Annotated in this window: 16 protein-coding genes; 12 read left to right on the top strand and 4 right to left on the bottom strand. The window is 74.1% G+C overall.

What is annotated here, in order from left to right; translation table 11 throughout:
* From ACFFJG_RS17295 to ACFFJG_RS17270, 6 genes are all read left to right on the top strand, one after another.
* Entirely contained in the window at positions 1-792 is a 792-nt protein-coding gene (locus ACFFJG_RS17295) for an SDR family NAD(P)-dependent oxidoreductase (RefSeq protein ID WP_378520020.1), read from the top strand.
* 230 nt (positions 793-1,022) lie between these two features.
* Positions 1,023-1,292: a hypothetical protein gene (locus ACFFJG_RS17290; RefSeq protein ID WP_378520019.1), complete on the top strand. Its 270-nt coding sequence runs from the start codon at positions 1,023-1,025 to the stop codon at positions 1,290-1,292.
* A 91-nt stretch (positions 1,293-1,383) separates the two neighbouring features.
* Entirely contained in the window at positions 1,384-2,319 is a 936-nt protein-coding gene (locus tag ACFFJG_RS17285; RefSeq protein WP_378520018.1) for a carbamate kinase, read from the top strand.
* Between the two features lie 21 nt (positions 2,320-2,340).
* Positions 2,341-3,447: a barbiturase gene (gene bar / locus ACFFJG_RS17280; RefSeq protein WP_378520017.1), complete on the top strand. Its 1,107-nt coding sequence runs from the start codon at positions 2,341-2,343 to the stop codon at positions 3,445-3,447.
* A gap of 90 nt (positions 3,448-3,537) precedes the next feature.
* Positions 3,538-6,810: an ATP-dependent helicase gene (locus ACFFJG_RS17275; protein WP_378520016.1), complete on the top strand. Its 3,273-nt coding sequence runs from the start codon at positions 3,538-3,540 to the stop codon at positions 6,808-6,810.
* Positions 6,807-10,013, top strand: a complete 3,207-nt coding sequence (locus ACFFJG_RS17270) for an ATP-dependent helicase (RefSeq protein WP_378520015.1) — start codon at positions 6,807-6,809, stop codon at positions 10,011-10,013. Before ACFFJG_RS17275 ends, ACFFJG_RS17270 begins: the two co-directional genes overlap by 4 nt.
* Before the next feature lie 388 nt (positions 10,014-10,401).
* Here ACFFJG_RS17270 and deoD read toward each other — a convergent pair whose 3' ends face one another.
* Entirely contained in the window at positions 10,402-11,112 is a 711-nt protein-coding gene (deoD, locus tag ACFFJG_RS17265) for a purine-nucleoside phosphorylase (RefSeq protein WP_378520014.1), read from the bottom strand.
* Positions 11,113-11,167: 55 nt separating this feature from the next.
* Here deoD and nudC point away from each other — a divergent pair, with 55 nt between their 5' ends.
* The gene (nudC, locus tag ACFFJG_RS17260) at positions 11,168-12,091 is read left to right on the top strand and encodes an NAD(+) diphosphatase (protein WP_378520013.1); all 924 of its coding nucleotides are present in this window, start codon (positions 11,168-11,170) and stop codon (positions 12,089-12,091) included.
* Between the two features lie 14 nt (positions 12,092-12,105).
* On the opposite strand, the gene ACFFJG_RS17255 is transcribed toward nudC, so the two are convergent.
* Together ACFFJG_RS17255 and ACFFJG_RS17250 are read right to left on the bottom strand one after the other, a co-directional pair.
* A complete protein-coding gene (locus tag ACFFJG_RS17255) occupies positions 12,106-12,570 on the bottom strand; it encodes a ScoMcrA-related endonuclease (RefSeq protein WP_378520012.1) in 465 nt (154 codons plus the stop codon).
* 33 nt (positions 12,571-12,603) lie between these two features.
* Positions 12,604-12,855 carry a mycoredoxin gene (locus ACFFJG_RS17250; protein ID WP_378520011.1) on the bottom strand — a complete coding sequence of 84 codons (252 nt, stop codon included), beginning with the start codon at positions 12,853-12,855 and terminating at the stop codon, positions 12,604-12,606.
* Positions 12,856-12,923: 68 nt separating this feature from the next.
* On the opposite strand from ACFFJG_RS17250, the gene ACFFJG_RS17245 reads away from it, so the two are divergent.
* The 5 genes from ACFFJG_RS17245 to ACFFJG_RS17225 all read left to right on the top strand — a co-directional run bounded on the left by ACFFJG_RS17245 (position 12,924) and on the right by ACFFJG_RS17225 (position 16,331).
* A complete protein-coding gene (locus tag ACFFJG_RS17245; protein ID WP_378520010.1) occupies positions 12,924-15,047 on the top strand; it encodes an ATP-dependent DNA helicase UvrD2 in 2,124 nt (707 codons plus the stop codon).
* Between the two features lie 119 nt (positions 15,048-15,166).
* Positions 15,167-15,349, top strand: a complete 183-nt coding sequence (locus ACFFJG_RS17240; protein WP_378520009.1) for a hypothetical protein — start codon at positions 15,167-15,169, stop codon at positions 15,347-15,349.
* A gap of 119 nt (positions 15,350-15,468) precedes the next feature.
* Positions 15,469-15,810, top strand: coding sequence for a WhiB family transcriptional regulator (locus tag ACFFJG_RS17235; RefSeq protein WP_378520008.1), 342 nt, complete (start codon positions 15,469-15,471; stop codon positions 15,808-15,810).
* A gap of 45 nt (positions 15,811-15,855) precedes the next feature.
* A complete protein-coding gene (locus ACFFJG_RS17230) occupies positions 15,856-16,050 on the top strand; it encodes a putative WhiB-interacting protein (protein ID WP_121140510.1) in 195 nt (64 codons plus the stop codon).
* 113 nt (positions 16,051-16,163) lie between these two features.
* The gene (locus ACFFJG_RS17225) at positions 16,164-16,331 is read left to right on the top strand and encodes a hypothetical protein (protein ID WP_378520007.1); all 168 of its coding nucleotides are present in this window, start codon (positions 16,164-16,166) and stop codon (positions 16,329-16,331) included.
* 4 nt (positions 16,332-16,335) lie between these two features.
* On the opposite strand, the gene ACFFJG_RS17220 is transcribed toward ACFFJG_RS17225, so the two are convergent.
* Positions 16,336-16,851 carry a hypothetical protein gene (locus tag ACFFJG_RS17220; protein WP_378520006.1) on the bottom strand — a complete coding sequence of 172 codons (516 nt, stop codon included), beginning with the start codon at positions 16,849-16,851 and terminating at the stop codon, positions 16,336-16,338.
* Between the last annotated feature and the right edge of the window lie 67 nt (positions 16,852-16,918).

Below are 16,918 nucleotides of genomic sequence, written 5' to 3'. Positions count from 1 at the left end.
ATGGACCTCGGTCTGACAGGCAGGCGCGCGTTCGTGAGCGGCTCGACGCAGGGCATCGGGAACGCGGTGGCCCGGTTGCTAGCCGAGGAGGGCGCCGCCGTCGTGCTCAACGGCCGCACGCAGACCGGGGTCGACGCCGCGGTCGAGGGCCTGCGAGCAGCGGTGCCGGGCGCGGACGTCACCGGCATCGCGGCGGACTTCGCGCACGCCGAGCAGGTGCACGACCTGGCCGCGCAGCTCGGTGAGGTGGACGTCCTGGTCAACAACGTGGGTGTCTTCGAGGTGGCCGCGTTCGGCGACATCTCCGATGCCGACTGGCAGCGCTACCTCGACGTCAACCTGATGAGCGGCGTGCGCCTCTCGCGGCACGCCCTGCCCGGCATGCTCGACCGGGGGTGGGGACGCGTGGTGTTCGTCAGCAGCGAGTCGGGCGTCGACGTGCCGGCCGACATGACCCACTACGGCGCCACCAAGGCGGCGAGCGCCGCGCTGGCCAACGGACTGGCGAAGATGACCCGCGGCACCGGCGTCACCGTCAACACCGTCCTCGGCGGGCCGACGTGGTCGGACGGCGTCGCGCGGGCAGTGGGCTCCATCGCCGAGGCGCAGGGGATCCCGGCCGAGGAGCTCAGGCGCGTCATCGCGCAGGGCCGCACCACCTCGCTGGTGCAGCGCTTCCTCGAGCCGCGCGAGATCGCCTCCCTCGTCGCCTACCTCGCCAGCCCGCTCGCCTCCGCCACCAACGGCGCCGCCCTCCGCGCCGACGGGGGCGTCCTGACGACGACCCTGTGACCCCGGCGGGCGCGATCCCTGGCCGTCCGGGTGTCCCGTCGCGATCGCGGAGGATCCGAGCCACCGGGTGACTCGGATCCTCCACGTCGTCGTGGTCCGTCTCACGACGATCGGCAGGTCGCGACCGCGGCGGACCTGCCGATCCCCTGCGCGGAGCTGGCGCCGCCGCTACGGTGGCCCGGCTGGAGGCGGCGGAGGTCGCGTGACACCGGACGAGAGGCGGGGGCGGGATGGGACCGCGGGCAGGATGGGGCGTCGCTGGTGGTCTGCTCGTGCTCGCGGTCGGGGCAGCCCAGTGGCTCGGTGGGGGACGTGCGGAGCCCGGTCCGGACGAGATCGCGCGGCAGGCCTGGGTCTCGGTGGACCAGCAGACCCGCGACACGATGTGCGTCGGCATGCGGAGAGTGCCGGGGTCGATGCCGCAGATCCTGCGTGAGGACCGGGAGATGTCCCCCGAGCTGGTCGAGGCGACCATGGCGATCCTGGCCGAGGAGTGCTGACGGACGCACCACAACATGTGCCAGCGAACGGCGCCGTCGTTGGCCGAATCTGCCGTGGGGACGCTGTGAGCGGCGCCACTACGGTTGCGGCATGAGGGTCCTGCTCGCACTCGGCGGAAACGCCATGACGAACGCCGACGGCCGTGCCCGGCCCGAGGACCAGATCGCTGCGGCGCAGGTCGCCATGGCCGCCGTCGCCGGCCTGATCGAGCACGACCACGAGGTCGTGGTGACCCACGGCAACGGGCCCCAGGTGGGCAACCTCCTGGTCAAGAACGAGCTCGCCGCCGCCGTCGTCCCGCCCGTCCCGCTCGACTGGTGCGGGGCGCAGACGCAGGGCACCCTCGGCTTCGTCCTGATGGACGCCCTCGACGACGAGCTGGCCCGCCGGGGCGTGGAGCGCCGCTGCGCCGCCCTGGTGACCCGCACGCTGGTCGACGGCGACGACCCCGGCTTCACCACCCCGACCAAGCCGATCGGCCGCCACCTGCCCGAGGCCGAGGCCCGCCTGCTGGTCGAGCACGGCGAGACCTGGGAGGACCGCGGCGAGAAGGGGTGGCGCCGCGTCGTCGCCTCGCCCGAGCCGCTGGAAATCCTCGACGCCCCGGCCGCCCTCGCGCTGATCGAGGCGGGCTTCGTCGTGGTCGCCAACGGCGGCGGCGGCATCCCCGTCGTACGCCGTCCCGACGGCTCCCTGCACGGCGTCGAGGCGGTCATCGACAAGGACCTCGGCGCCGCGCTGCTGGCCCGCACCACCGGGGCCGACGCCCTGGTCATCGCCACCGACGTGCCCCACGCCGTGATCCGTTGGGGCACCCCCGAGGCCGAGGACGTCGGCACCGTCACGCTCGACGAGATGCGGGCGTACGCCGCCGAGGGCCACTTCGCCTCCGGGTCGATGGGCCCGAAGGTCGACGCCGTCTGCCGCTTCGTCGAGCAGACCGGCAAGCGAGGCATCATCACCAGCCTCGACCAGATCACCGCAGCGGTCGCCGGCGACGCCGGCACCGTCGTCACCCCGAACTGACCGCAACGAAAGGAAGCACCCATGCCCTCCGCCATCGAGGTCCGCAAGGTCCCCATCCACTCCGTGGCCGACGCCTCCGAGCTGACGAAGCTGATCGACGAGGGCGTGATCGCCGCCGACCGCGTCTTCGCGATCATCGGCAAGACCGAGGGCAACGGCGGCGTCAACGACTACACCCGCATCATCGCCGACCGCGCCTTCCGCGAGGCGCTCGTCGCCAAGGGCGCCGACCCCGAGCAGGTCAAGGGCGTGCCGATCGTGTGGTCCGGCGGGACCGACGGCGTGATCAGCCCCCACGCCACCATCTTCGCCACCACCGACGTCCCCGAGGACGACCCGTCGCGCGAGGAGATGCGCCTCACCGCCGGCTTCGCGATGAGCGAGCCGATCCTGCCCGAGGAGATCGGCTACGTCGCGATGATCGAGAAGGTCGCCGCGGGCGTGAAGGTCGCCATGGAGCGCGCGGGCATCACCGACCCCGCCGACGTGCACTACGTGCAGACCAAGACCCCGCTGCTGACGATCCACACCATCCGCGACGCCAAGTCGCGCGGCAAGTCGGTGTGGACCGAGCACACCCACGAGTCGATGGACCTCTCCAACGGCGTCACCGGCCTCGGCATCGCGGTCGCCCTCGGCGAGATCGAGATGCCCACCGACGAGGACGTCATGCACAACCGTGAGCTCTACTCCTCGGTGGCCTCGTGCTCCTCGGGCGTCGAGCTCGACCAGGCCCAGATCGTCGTGGTCGGCAACGCCAAGGGCGTCGGCGGTCGCTACCGCATCGGCCACTCGGTGATGGAGGACGCGCTCGACGCCGACGGCATCTGGGAGGCCATCCGCTCCGCCGGCCTCGACCTGCCCGAGCGTCCCCGCACCAGCGACCTCGACGGCAAGCTCGTCAACGTCTTCCTCAAGTGCGAGGCGAGCCAGGACGGCATGGTCCGGGGCCGACGCAACGCGATGCTCGACGACTCCGACGTGCACTGGCACCGCCAGATCAAGTCGTGCGTCGGCGGTGTCACCGCGGCCGTCACCGGCGACCCGGCCGTCTTCGTCTCGGTCTCGGCCGCCCACCAGGGCCCCGAGGGCGGCGGTCCGGTCGCCGCGATCGTCGACCTCGGCTGAGGTCCGGACCGCACGTCACGCAGCACCTCACGACACCCCGTCCGCGGGGCCGGCAGCACGATGTCGGTCCCGCGTGATGGGGTGTCCTGCGTGAGCACCTCGACCGCCTCCCCGGAGCGCACCGACCGGCCCGACCCGGCCGCCGTGCGCTACCGGCTCGTCGCGCCCGAGCGCGAGGTCGTCGTGCCCGAGCTCGACCCCCACCAGCAGCGCGTGGTCGACCACCCCGGCGGCCCGCTGCTCGTGCTCGCCGGCCCCGGCACCGGCAAGACGACCACCCTCGTCGAGGCCATCGTCGACCGCATCGAGCACCGCGGCGCCTCGCCCGACTCGGTGCTCGCGCTGACCTTCTCGCGCAAGGCCGCCGAGCAGCTGCGCGACCGGGTGACCGCCCGTGTGGCGCGCACGACGTCGGCCGCCTCGTGCTCGACGTTCCACTCGTTCGCCTACGCGCTGGTCCGCGCCTACGCGCCCGCCGAGCTCTACGAGGGCGCCATCCGGCTGCTCTCCGCGCCCGAGGCCGACGTCGTCCTGCGCGAGCTGCTGCGCGACAACCCGGAGTCGATCGTGTGGCCCGAGCAGCTGCGCCGGGCGGTCGGCACCCGCGGGTTCGTCCGCGAGGTGCAGGCGGTGCTGGCCCGCGCCCGCGAGAAGGGGCTCGACCCCGCCGGCCTGCGGGCGCTCGGGATCGAGCACGACCTGCCTGAGCTCATCGCCGCGGGGCTCTTCCTCGAGCAGTACCTCACCGTCCTCGACAACCTCGGCGCCACCGACTACTCCGACCTCATCCGCCGCGCGGTCATCGAGGCCGAGGCCCACCGCGACGAGCTGCGGGCGCGCTGGAGCCACGTCTTCGTCGACGAGTACCAGGACACCGACCCCGGGCAGGTCGCCCTGCTGCGCGCCCTCGCCGGTGACGGGCGCGACCTCACCGTCGTCGGCGACCCCCACCAGTCGATCTACGGCTTCCGCGGCGCCGACGTGCGGGGCATCCTCGACTTCCCGGCCGCCTTCCCGACCCGCGAGGGTCGTCCGGCGCCCGTGGTCGTGCTGCAGCGCACGAGGCGGTTCGGTCCGCGCATCCTGCTAGCGGCGGGCCGGGTGGCGGGGCGGCTGACCCTCACCGGGAGCATCGACGCCGAGGCACGCGAGGCCTTCCTCGCCCCGGAGGCGGTGCCCGGTCCGCAGGGCGACGGGCGCGTCGAGGTGCACACCTACGACACCGAGCGGGCCGAGGCGGAGCGGCTGGCCGACCTGCTGCGCCGCGCCCACCTCGAGGACGGCATCGCGTGGGAGCGGATGGCCGTCCTGGTCCGCTCCGGCCGCGCCAGCATCCCCCCGCTGCGCCGGGCGCTCGCGGCCGCCGGCGTGCCCGTCGAGGTCGCCTCCGACGACCTCCCGCTGGTCCACGACCCGGCGGTCGTGCCCCTGCTCGACGCCCTGCGCGCGGTGGTCAACCTCGACAACCACGACCCCGACTCGCCCGACTTCCTCGACCCCGGGCGCGTCGAGTCGCTGCTGCTCTCGCCCCTCGGCGGCCTCGACGCCTCCGACGTGCGCGCGCTGGTGCGCCGCCTGCGGACGCGCGACAAGCAGCACCCGCACGACGGCGAGCGCCGCACCTCGCGTGAGCTGCTGCGCCTCGCGCTGGTCGAGCCCGGCTTCCTCGACGGGCTCGAGGGCCCCGACGTCGACCGCGCCGCCGCCCTGGCCGCCCTGCTCCGCAGGGGGGCGCAGATGCTGGACGAGCGGGCCGGCGTCGAGGACGTCCTGTGGCACCTGTGGTCCACCACGTCCTGGCCGCGCCGGCTGCGCCGCCAGGTCGACCTCGGCGGGCCGGGGGCGCGCCGCGCCCACCGCGACCTCGACGCCGTCGTCGCGCTCTTCGAGCTCGCCGCCCGCGCGGTCGACCAGCGCGACAAGATCGGCGTCGGCGCGTTCTTCGCCAGCCTCGTCGCCCAGCAGCTGCCCGCCGACACCCTCGCCGAGCGCGGCGTGCGCGGCTCCGCCGTCCGCCTGCTCACCGCCCACCGCTCCAAGGGCCTCGAGTGGGACCTCGTCGTCGTCGCCCACGTCCAGCAGGAGGGGTGGCCCGACCTGCGGCGCCGCGCGACCCTCCTCGGCGCCGACCGCATCGGGGTCGACGCCGCCGGCCACCCCGACCTGGTCCCGCCGATCACCTCGCGGGCCCTGCTGATGGAGGAGCGCCGCCTCTTCTACGTCGCCTGCACCCGCGCCCGGCGCCGGCTGGTCGTCACCGCCGTCCGCTCCGCCGACGACGACGGCGAGCAGCCCTCCCGCTTCCTGGAGGAGCTCGGGGTCACCATCGAGCACCGCGACGGCCGGCCACCGCGCCCGCTGTCGCTGGGCGGGCTGGTGGCCGAGCTGCGCCGCACCGTCGCCGACCCCGACACCTCGCCCGCGCTCCGCGACGCTGCCGCGCGCCGCCTCGCCGCGCTCGCCGCCGAGGAGGTCGACGGCCGCCCGCTGGTGCCGTCGGCCGACCCCTCCACCTGGTGGGGCACCCGCAGCTCCACCCGGTCGGTCCAGCCGATCCGCGACCCCGAGCGCCCGGTGCCGGTCTCGGCCAGCATGCTCGACTCGATCCTGCTGTGCCCGGCGCAGTGGTTCTTCGAGCGCGAGGCCGGGGGCGTCTCGGCCGTGCACCAGTCGGCCAACCTCGGCCAGGTCCTCCACGCGCTGGCCGAGCGCGTCGCGCGGGGCGAGCTGCCCGCCGAGGTCGAGCCGCTCATGGCCGAGGTCGAGGCGGTCTGGGAGCGGCTGTCGTTCCGCACCCCGTGGTCGCGGCAGCGCGAGCTCGCCCGCATCCGCAAGGCCGTCGGCCGCTTCGTGCGCTGGCACCTCGACAACCCGCGCGAGGTGCTGGGTGCCGAGACCCGGTTCCAGGCAGTGGTGGAGGTCGAGGGCGCGCCGGTCACCCTCACCGGCTACGCCGACCGCCTCGAGGTCGACGACGACGGCCGGGTGGTGGTGGTCGACTTCAAGAGCGCCCGCAGCGCGCCGACCGGCCCCGCCGTCGCCGGCAACCTCCAGCTCGCCCTCTACCAGTACGCCGTCGACGCCGGCGCGCTCGACGCCGAGGCCGGCCGCGTGATGTCGTCGGGCGGCGCCGAGCTCGTCCAGCTCGGCATCGACGACGACTCCGCCACGGCCAAGGTGCAGGCGCAGCCGCCCCACTCCGACGACGGGGCCGAGCGCGCCGCCCTGCGTGCCGGCCTGGCCCGCGCGGCCGAGCTGGTGCGCACCGAGACCTTCCCGGCCACCGCCGGGCCCCACTGCCGCGACTGCCCGTTCGTGGCCATCTGCCCGGCCAAGGGCGCAGGGAGCGTGACCGTCCAGTGACCGTCCCACGCGAGCCGCTGCGGCTCGACACCCCGCAGGACCTCCAGGCGCTGATGGGCGGCCACGCGCCGAGCGACGAGCAGTGGGCCGCCATCACGGCGCCGCTGCGCCCCACCGTGGTGGTCGCGGGCGCGGGCAGCGGCAAGACGACGCTGATGGCCCAGCGCGTGGTCTGGCTGGTGGCGACCGGCCGGGTGCGTCCCGAGGAGGTGCTGGGCCTGACCTTCACGACCAAGGCCGCAGCCGAGCTGCGCCAGCGGGTCTCGGCGGCCCTCGGTGCCGCCGGCCTGCTCGACCGCTCCGTGGTGGTCGAGGGCGAGGACGTCCTCGAGCCCACCGTCGCCACCTACCACGCCTACGCCGCCTCGTTGCTGACCGACCACGGCCTGCGGATCGGCCACGAGCCCGACACCCGCGTCGTCTCCGACGCCTCCCGCTACCAGCTCGGCGCGCGCGTCATCGAGCGGTTCACCGGTCACATCGAGCTCCTCACCGACCACCCCGCCACCGCCATCCAGAACCTCCTCGCGCTCGACGGCGCGATGAGCGAGCACCTCGTCGACGAGGACGACGTCCGCCGCGTCGACGCCGAGGCGCGCCGCGGGTTCGCGCGGGCGCTCGCCGAGGAGCAGGCCGGCAAGGCGCGCAAGACCTACCTGGAGCCGCCGGCCAAGGCGATCAACGCGATCGACCGCCGCGCCGAGCTGCTCCAGCTCGTCGCGGGCTACCGCCGCCTCAAGGCCGACCTGGGGCTGATGGACTTCGGCGACCAGATCGCCCTCGCCGCCCGCCTCGTCGACGACCAGCCCGAGGTGGGCGAGATCGAGCGCACCCGCTTCAAGGTGGTGCTGCTCGACGAGTACCAGGACACCTCGGTCGCGCAGGCCACCATGCTGGCCCGGCTGTTCTCCGGCCCCGACGTCGACCACGGCCTGGGCCACCCCGTGATGGCGGTCGGCGACCCCAACCAGGCGATCTACGGCTGGCGCGGCGCGTCGGTGTCCAACATCCTCAACTTCGCCGACACCTTCCCGGCCGCCGACGGCGAGTCCGGGCGTCTCCCGCTCACGGTCAACCGGCGGTCGGACCGACGGATCCTCGAGGTGGCCAACCGCCTCGCCGCGCCGCTGCTGGCGGCCTACGGCGACAAGGTCGCCCGCCTGCGACCGGCAGAGGTCGCGGGGGAGGGCCGGGTCGAGACCCACGTCTTCGAGCGCGCCTCCGACGAGCTGGGCTGGCTGGTCGGAGCGGTCCGGGCGGCCCACGACACGGGCAAGGGCTGGTCCGACATCGGGGTGCTGAGCCGCGACAACGCCCAGGGCGAGGAGGTCTACGACGCCCTCACCTCGGCCGGCATCCCCGTTGAGATCGTCGGTCTGTCCGGCCTGGTCCGGCTGCCGGAGGTGGCCGAGGTGGTGGCCACCCTGACGCTGCTCCACGACGTCACCGCCAACGCCTCGATGCTCACCCTCCTCACCGGTCCCCGCTGGGCGATCGGACCGCGCGACCTGCGCCTGCTGGCGCTGCGCGCGGCCGAGATCGCCGGCGTGCGCGGACGGGCCGAGGCGGAGACGATCGCCGACCAGCTGCTCCAGATCGCCGACGGCGTCGACGCCTCCGAGCTGCCCGCGCTCAGCGACGCGGTCGAGCAGCCCGGCGAGGCGCCGTTCTCCGCCGAGGCCCTCGACCGCTTCGCGATGCTCGCCTCCGAGCTGCGCCGGACCCGCGCCCACGTGGGCGACCCGCTCCTCGACGTGGTCCGCCGGATCATCGACACCACCGGGGTCGACGTCGAGCTCGCCTCGGCCACCTCACCCGCGGCCGCCGCCCGCCGCGACAACCTCGACCTGTTCGTGAAGGCGGTGGCGGAGTTCCAGTCCGTCGACGGCGACGTCACGCTGCCGGCCCTGCTGGCCTACCTCACCGCCGAGGACGACCAGGGCAACGGCCTCGACGTCGCGACCCCGACGGCCGCCGACTCGGTCAAGCTCCTCACCGTCCACCGGGCCAAGGGCCTGGAGTGGTCGTCGGTCTTCTGCGTCGGCGTGGGCGAGACCCGCTTCCCCAGCAACCGCTCCCGCACCCTCTGGACCTCCTCGCCGGCGGTGCTGCCCGCGCCGCTGCGGGGCGACCGCGCCGACCAGCCGCAGCTCGCGGGCCACGACAAGGCCGCCCTCGACGCCTACCGGGCCGCCACCAAGGCGCACGACGCCGAGGAGGAGCTGCGCCTGGGCTACGTCGCCTACACCCGCGCCGCCCACCACCTCGCCGTCACGTCCTACGTCTGGGGGCAGCGCTCGTCGGCCTTCGGCCCCTCCGACTACCAGCGCGTGGTCCGCGAGCAGCTCGAGGAGTGGGGCGAGCCGGTCACGCGCTGGCTGGAGAAGCCCGAGCGCGGCACCCCCAACCCCAACGACGACGTCGACCCGTCGCGCCCCTGGCCGGTGCCCGGCCCGGGGGAGGAGGCCCGCCGCCGGCTGGCCGCGGCCGACCTGGTGCGCAGCATCGACCGCACCGCTCCCGACCACGACCTCGACATGGTGGAGGCCGCCCGCGTCGCGGAGTGGGACGAGGACCTCGTCCAGCTCCTCACCGAGGCGCGCGCCGAGCGGGCCACCGTCGTCGACCTGCCGCTGCCCGACAGCCTCTCGGCCACCTCCGTCGCCCGGCTCCGCGACGACCCCGACGCGTTCGCGCGCGACCTCGCCCGGCCGATGCCCCGCCCGCCCGCGCCCGCCGCGCGGTTCGGCACGGCGTTCCACGCCTGGGTCGAGCACCGCTTCGGCCAGCAGGCCCTGATCGAGCCCGACGAGCTCCCGGGGCGCGCCGACGCCGGCATCGACGACGAGGCCGACCTGGGCGAGGTCGTCAAGCGCTTCGAGGACGGCCCGTTCGCGGACCGGATGCCGCACGCCGTCGAGGCGCCGTTCGCGCTCGTCCTCGCCGGCCAGGTCGTGCGTGGTCGCATCGACGCGGTCTATGCCGAGCCTGACGGCGGCTACCTCGTCGTCGACTGGAAGACCGGCCACCACGAGTCGTCCGACCCGCTCCAGCTCGCCCTCTACCGCCTCGCCTGGTCCGAGCTCACCGGCACGCCGCTCGAGCAGGTCCGCGCGGTCTTCCACTACGTCCGCTCCAGCACCACCGTCGAGCCGCCCGACCTCCCCGGCCGCGCCGAGCTCGAACGCCTCCTCGACGTCTGAGGCTCACCACCCCGGCCTCAGCGGTGAGTGAGGGGACCGAGCCTATCGAAGCCGCCTCACGCCCCGCTGGGCGGTGAGTGACGCAAGGTCCGGGGCCGCAGAACGTGCCTGGCTCACCGCTGCCGGGCGAAGCGGTGCCCCAGCCACGTTTCGGACGGCGGGAACGTGGCTCAGCCACCGCCGGCCGCCCGGGCGGTGGGTGAGGGGGATTCCAGACCGTCGGAACGTGGCTCAGCCACCTCCGGCAGCACGGGCGGTGGGTGAGGGGGGTTCCGGGACGTCGGAAGCCGCCTCACGCACCGCTGCCGGGCCGAGCGGTGAGTGGCGCAAGGTCCTGGGCCCGCAGAACGTGCGTGACTCACCGCCCGGGCCCGAGGCGCACGGCGGCTCAGCCGAGCGCAGCGGTGAGCGCGATCTCGACCATCTCGCCGAAGGTCTGCTCGCGCTCCTGGGAGGTGGTCTCCTCGCCGGTGACGATGTGGTCGGAGACCGTGCAGATCGCCAGTGCCCGGCGTCCGTGCTTGGCGGCGAGGGTGTAGAGCGCGCTGGCCTCCATCTCGACGGCGAGGACGCCGTACTTCACCATCTCGCCGAGCAGCTCGGGGCGGGCGGCGTAGAAAGAGTCGCTGGAGAAGATCAGGCCGACGTGGAACGGCGACCCGCCCTCGCGCCGCTCGGCCGCCTCGACCGCTCCGCGCAGGAGGCCGAAGTCGGCGACCGGGGCGTAGTCGAGGCCGTGGAAGGCGATCCGGTTCATCGAGGAGTCGGTGCAGGCGCCGGAGGCGATGATGACGTCGCGCACGGCCACGTCCTCGGTCACCGCGCCGCACGACCCGACCCGCACGATCGACTGCACGTCGTAGTCGGTGAAGAGCTCGTTGACGTAGATCGACATCGACGGCTGGCCCATGCCGGAGCCCTGCACGGACACGGGGTGGCCCTGCCAGGTGCCGGTGTAGCCGTACATCCCGCGGACCTCGCTGTAGCAGCGGGCGTCGTCGAGGAAGGTCTCGGCGATCCAGCGGGCCCGCAGGGGGTCGCCGGGCAGCAGGACGGTGGGGGCGATGTCGCCGGGCTGGGCGCCGATGTGCGTGCTCACGACGCCCAGCCTAGGGACTCCCGAGCCTCCACGGGCCGTTGGCTAGCCTGACCGGGTGTCTGCCGAACGCACGCTCCCGCACGTCGCCCTGTCCGCCCACGCGCACAACCGGCTCGGCCTGCGCCGTACGGACGACGCGTGGCTCTCGGCGCGTACGACGGACCCCGCGACGCGCGTCCTGGTGGTGGCGGGCAACCGCCTGCGGCCGGTCGACGGCGCGATCGCCTGGGTCCCGCCGGCGGAGGCCCCGGACGGCGACACGATCCTGCTGGGCGAGCAGGACGGCGTGGTCCACCTCGCCGTCCTCGTGGCTCCCGACGACGCCCCGGGCGAGCCCGAGGAGTGGGTGCCGCTGCGGTCGGTGCTGGGCGTGCTGAGCGACGACGACCTCGCCCAGGCCCCGCTCCTCATGCACGCCATCGGCCTCGCCGAGTGGCACCACGCCACCCGCTTCTGCCCGCGCTGCGGGGGCGACCTGGTCAGCCGCGCCGCCGGGCACGAGATGCGCTGCACCTCGTGCGACCGCGCGCAGTTCCCCCGCACCGACCCCGCGGTGATCATGGCGATCACCCACGGCGACGGCGACGACGAGGCGATCCTGCTGGGCCGCAACGCCGCATGGCCGCAGGGACGCTGGTCGACGCTCGCCGGCTTCTGCGAGCCGGGGGAGACCCTCGAGGACACGGTCCGCCGCGAGGTCCACGAGGAGGTCGGCGTCCGCGTGGGGGAGGTGCGCTACTTCGGCAGCCAGCCCTGGCCGCTGCCGGCGAGCCTCATGCTCGGCTTCACCGGCCGGTCGACCACCACCGACATCGACGTCGACGGCGCGGAGATCGAGGAGGCGCGCTGGTGGACGCGCGCGCAGCTCGAGGCAGCCGCCCGGTCCGGCGAGATCGTGGTCCCGCGCAACGTGTCGATCTCGTCGTCGCTGATCGAGACCTGGTTCGGTCGACCGCTCACCGGCCCCGGCTGGGAGTGAGCCGCGAGGTCAGCTCAGTCGCACTGGTCGCAGATGCCGGTTGCCGGCAGCGCGATGAAGCAGGTCGGGCACAGCTTGTCGGGCCGGTCCGAGGCCGCGACCCGGGCGGGCCGCGTGGCGCGCGGCGTCGACGACGCGGCCCGGGTGGTGCCGGTGGTCGCGCGCGGCGTGCGGGTCCGGGTGCCAGGCACGCGGGTGCTCGGGGGCGAGTCGTCGCGCACCTGGAAGCCCAGCCGGGTCAGCGCCTTGCTGGCGCCGGCCGACCCACCGGGGATGTCGGCCGGCGTGAGCGTACGACCGGTCGCCAGCCCGTGGGCGATGCCCGCGATCGCGGCGGCGTCGTACTCCTTGCCGTGGTGCAGCAGCACGTGGGTCGAGACGCCGCCGCGCACCAGCATGTAGTTGGCACCGCCGGCTGCGTCCCACGTGTCCAGCGCAGTGAGGACGTGGTCGCGGTCGATCGAGTTCAGCAGTGACACGGCTTCAGGCTATCTCCCGGCCGGCGGTCCGGCTCACGCCAGGGCGGCCAGCTTCTCCTTGACCTGCGCGACGGACGGGTTGGTCAGCGTGCTGCCGTCGCTGAAGAGCAGCGTCGGGACGGTCTGGTTGCCGCCGTTGGCCTGCTCGACGGTGAGCGCGGCCTCCGGCTGCTGCTCGATGTCGACCATGTCGAACGCGATCCCCTCGCGGTCGAGCTGGCTCTTGAGACGGTGGCAGTAGCCACACCAGGGCGTGCTGAACATCGTGAACTGGCTCTCGGACATGTCCGGCACAACGACGGCCGGCCCTGCGGCATTCCCGGCCGGGAGGGCTGTCGGAGCCGGCGTCTAGGGTGGCTCCACCAGGCCCGATCACCCCCACCCGGCAGGAGCAGACGTTGCTCGACGCGCTCGACCCCGAGCAGCGGCAGGTCGCCGAGGCGCTGCGCGGACCGGTCCGCGTCCTCGCCGGCGCCGGCACCGGGAAGACCCGCGCGGTGACCCACCGCATCGCCCACGGTGTCGCGACGGGGGTCTACGCCCCGACCGAGGTGCTCGCCCTGTCGTTCACCACGCGTGCGGCCGGCGAGATGCGCGAGCGGCTGCGTCGCCTCGGCGCTCCCGGCGTCCAGGCCCGCACCTTCCACGCTGCCGCGCTGCGTCAGCTGCGGTTCTTCTGGCCCCGGGTGCACCAGCGCGAGCTGCCCGAGCTCACCGAGTCCAAGCTGTCGATGCTGGCGCTCGCCGCACGGCGCCAGCGCCTCGGGGTCGACCAGGCGACGCTGCGCGACCTGGCCAGTGAGGTGGAGTGGGCCAAGGTCTCCAACGTCGGCCCCGACTCCTACGCCGCCGTCGCGCGCGCTCGCGGACGCACGGTCTCCGGCCTCGACCCGGAGGTCGTGGCGCGGGCCTTCGACGCCTACGAGGAGGTCAAGCGCGGCCAGGGCCGGATGGACATGGAGGACGTCCTGCTGTTCGGCGCCGGGCTGCTGGCCGACAACGAGGCCGTCGCCGCGCAGGTGCGCCGGCAGTACAAGTGGTTCGTGGTCGACGAGTTCCAGGACGTCTCCCCGCTGCAGCACGCCCTGCTCGACCTGTGGCTGGGCGGACGCGACGAGCTCTGCGTGGTGGGCGACCCGGCCCAGACGATCTACTCGTTCGCGGGTGCCGACGCCCGCTACCTGCGCGAGTTCACCCAGGCGTTCCCCAGCGCCACCAGCGTCGAGCTGGTGCGCAACTACCGCTCGACCCCCGAGGTCGTGGCCGCCGCCAACACCCTCCTGGCCGGCACGCCCAGCAAGGGCGTCGACCTCGTCGCCCAGCGCCCGGCCGGTGCCCGCATCACCTACCGCGAGGCCAGTGACGAGGTGGCGGAGGCCGACGCGGTCGCCGAGCGCGTGGCAGCGCTGCGCGCCCAGGGCGTCCCGGCCAGCCGGATGGCGGTCCTGCTGCGCATCAACGCCCAGTCCGAGCGCTTCGAGGAGGCGCTCGCCGCACGCGGCCTGCCCTACGTCGTCCGCGGCGCGGCCCGGTTCTTCGACCGCGCCGAGGTGCGCCAGGCGATCACCCTGGTCCGGGGCGCGGCCCGCTCGGGCGAGGGCGCCGGGCCGGTCGCCGACGCCGTGGTCGCGGTGCTCTCGCAGATGGGCCACTCCACCCAGCCGCCGGAGGGCCGGGGCGAGGTGCGCAACCGCTGGGAGTCCCTGCAGGCGCTCGTCGACCTCGCCGCCGACTTCGGGCGCGAGCGACCCGACGCCGACCTCGGTGCCTTCGTCGACGACCTCGACCGCCGGGCGGGGGAGCAGCACGCCCCCGTGGCCGACGCCGTCACCCTCGCCACCATCCACTCGGCCAAGGGACTCGAGTGGGACGCCGTCTTCGTGGCCGGCATGCACGAGAAGATGATGCCGATCTCGCAGGCGCAGACGCCTGCCGAGGTCGAGGAGGAGCGCCGGCTGCTCTACGTCGCGATGACCCGGGCCCGCGACGAGCTGGCCGTGTCGTGGGCCGTGGCCCGCGAGCCGGGCGGTCGCGCCACCCGCGGCCCCTCGCCGTTCCTGTCCGGCCTGCTCGACGGGACGCCCGGGGTGTCCACCCAGCGCCGCGAGCGCACCCGCCGCAACCGCGCCGCCCTGCACTGCCGCGAGTGCGGCGGCACCCTGTCGACGCCGGCGGAGAAGAAGACGGGCCGCTGCGCCGACTGCCCGGCCTCCTACGACGAGGCGCTCTTCGAGCGGCTGCGCGCCTGGCGCCTCGAGCGCGCCTCGGCCGACAGCGTCCCGGCCTTCGTCGTCTTCACCGACGCCACCCTCCAGCTCATCGCCGAGCACGTGCCGAAGGACGAGAAGGGGCTGCGCGCCATCAGCGGCGTGGGCCCCGGCAAGATCGCCAAGTACGGCGACGACGTGCTCGCCCTGGTGGCCGGCGAGGAGGTCTCGGCGGTCCCGGACGAGACCTCGGAAAAACTTTTCCGGTAATACCCACAAAATCGTTTGCCCCTGACGTCGTGCAGGGTCTAGCGTTCTCGACACCAACCCACGCGCACTGGGATCGCTGACAACGATCTGCGCTCGACGCCCCGAAGGAGGTGGCCCTGATGGAGAACTACACGAAGACGATGACGGCTTGGACGCCGTCCTTCGGCATGTCCACCCTCGGCCGCCCCTGCGCGCACGACCGCGCCTTCGGCGCCGGCGTGGTGGCTGTCCAGGACGACGCCGCCATCGTCCGCATCAAGGACGTCTTCCCGGGTCCCTCCGCCTGGAGTCCGTCGACATAGGTCACGCACCTTCACCGACTGCCTCCAGGCCGTGGAACCCGAACCCGGGATCCACGGCCTTTCTGTTTGTCCAGCATCACGCACCCGCGATCAGGTCACCGAGGAGGAGGTGAAAACACATGACCATCAGCGTTCTCGACCGCCGTGCTGCCGACGCCAGGACGTCGACGGAGCCCCAGGCCCCGCTCGGTGCCCTGCACGACGCAGCCGCCGGAGTCCTCGAGGAGCTGCTGCCCTGCCGCGTCAACGACGCAGAGCTGTGGTTTGCCGAGTCCCCCGCGGACGTCGAGCAGGCCAAGGCCCTCTGCATCGGTTGCCCCGTGCAGGCGCTCTGCCTCGACGGCGCCCTCGAACGGCGCGAGCCGTGGGGGGTCTGGGGAGGCGAGCTCTTCCTCCAGGGCGTGGTGATCCCGCGCAAGCGGCCGCGAGGCCGGCCCCGCAAGTCCGAGGCCGCCGCGTAGGCGACCACCAGCACCCATCCCTCCGAGGAACCACAGGAAACACCCATGAAGACCTACCGAAATGGAAGCAACGACATGAATCTCATGCATGAAGAACTCGCACGCGCGCAAATGTCCGCGCGCCTGGGAGAGGCGCACGAGCTGCGACGGGGGCACCACCTGGCCCTCGCCCGCCGCATGAGCCGCAAGGCCGAGCAGGCCGCGCAGCAGGCGCGTCTCGCACTGGCCCGCGCGATCTGAGCGGATCGGCCCCACGGCCCTCGCCCTGATCGCGGGTGAGACACGCACGAGCCGGTACGACGCCACGGTGGCGTCGTACCGGCTCGTGCCGCGTCCGGGGCTAGCCTCGGGTCATGAGCGAGGTCATCACCTGCGACTTCTGCGGCACCCAGGCGTCCGAGGCCGAGACCCTGACCTGGACGACGGCGGTCGAGAACGGGCGCCGCCGCTCCTTCTGCGACACGTGCTCGCGCACCCACCTGCGCGCGATGGAGAGCAAGCTCGACAGCGAGTGGTGGTGAGACCTCAGGCGGTGTCGAACCACGCGCACCCGCAGTAGGGGTGGCGGGGCCAGCGGCGCCCGGACGGCACCGGGTGGTCGTTGACGCGCCACGAGGTCACCCAGGTGTCGGGCGTCGTGCCCGAGCGCCACGCCGCGACGTCGCGGGCGGTCAGGCCGGCGGCGATCGCCAGCTGCGCGGCGGGTGGTGTCGTGGCCACCGGCGCACGACCGTCGTCCAGGACGCCGGCCGCGACGCACCGCGCGCACGGACCGACACCGGGAGCCACCCAGGGCCCGACGTCCACCGCCCACGGCCACACCGCGACGAGCAGGTGGGGCAACGAGTCGACCGTCCAGCCGTCGACGACCGCGGAGACCAGGCGGCCGGGGGTCACGGCCACGCCGACCGGCGCCCCGGCGGCGACCACCAGGCCCGCGACCCGCAGGGCCTCGACGACCGTGGCGCGCCACGGGGGCGGGCAGTCGAGCTGCACCCGGGCGGGGGAGGAGAGGTGTGCCGGGGCTGGTGTCGCGACCATGGCGACACGCTGCCACCGGTGCGACGCGCGTGGGCCGTGCTCCACAGGCTGCCGTGCGGGCGCGAGG

Origin of the sequence: Nocardioides zeicaulis, from assembly GCF_042432345.1 — a bacterium.
Classification (GTDB): domain Bacteria; phylum Actinomycetota; class Actinomycetes; order Propionibacteriales; family Nocardioidaceae; genus Nocardioides; species Nocardioides zeicaulis.
Note: the sequence above shows the minus strand (reverse complement) of the source record. Positions and strands in the feature narration are given on the sequence as shown.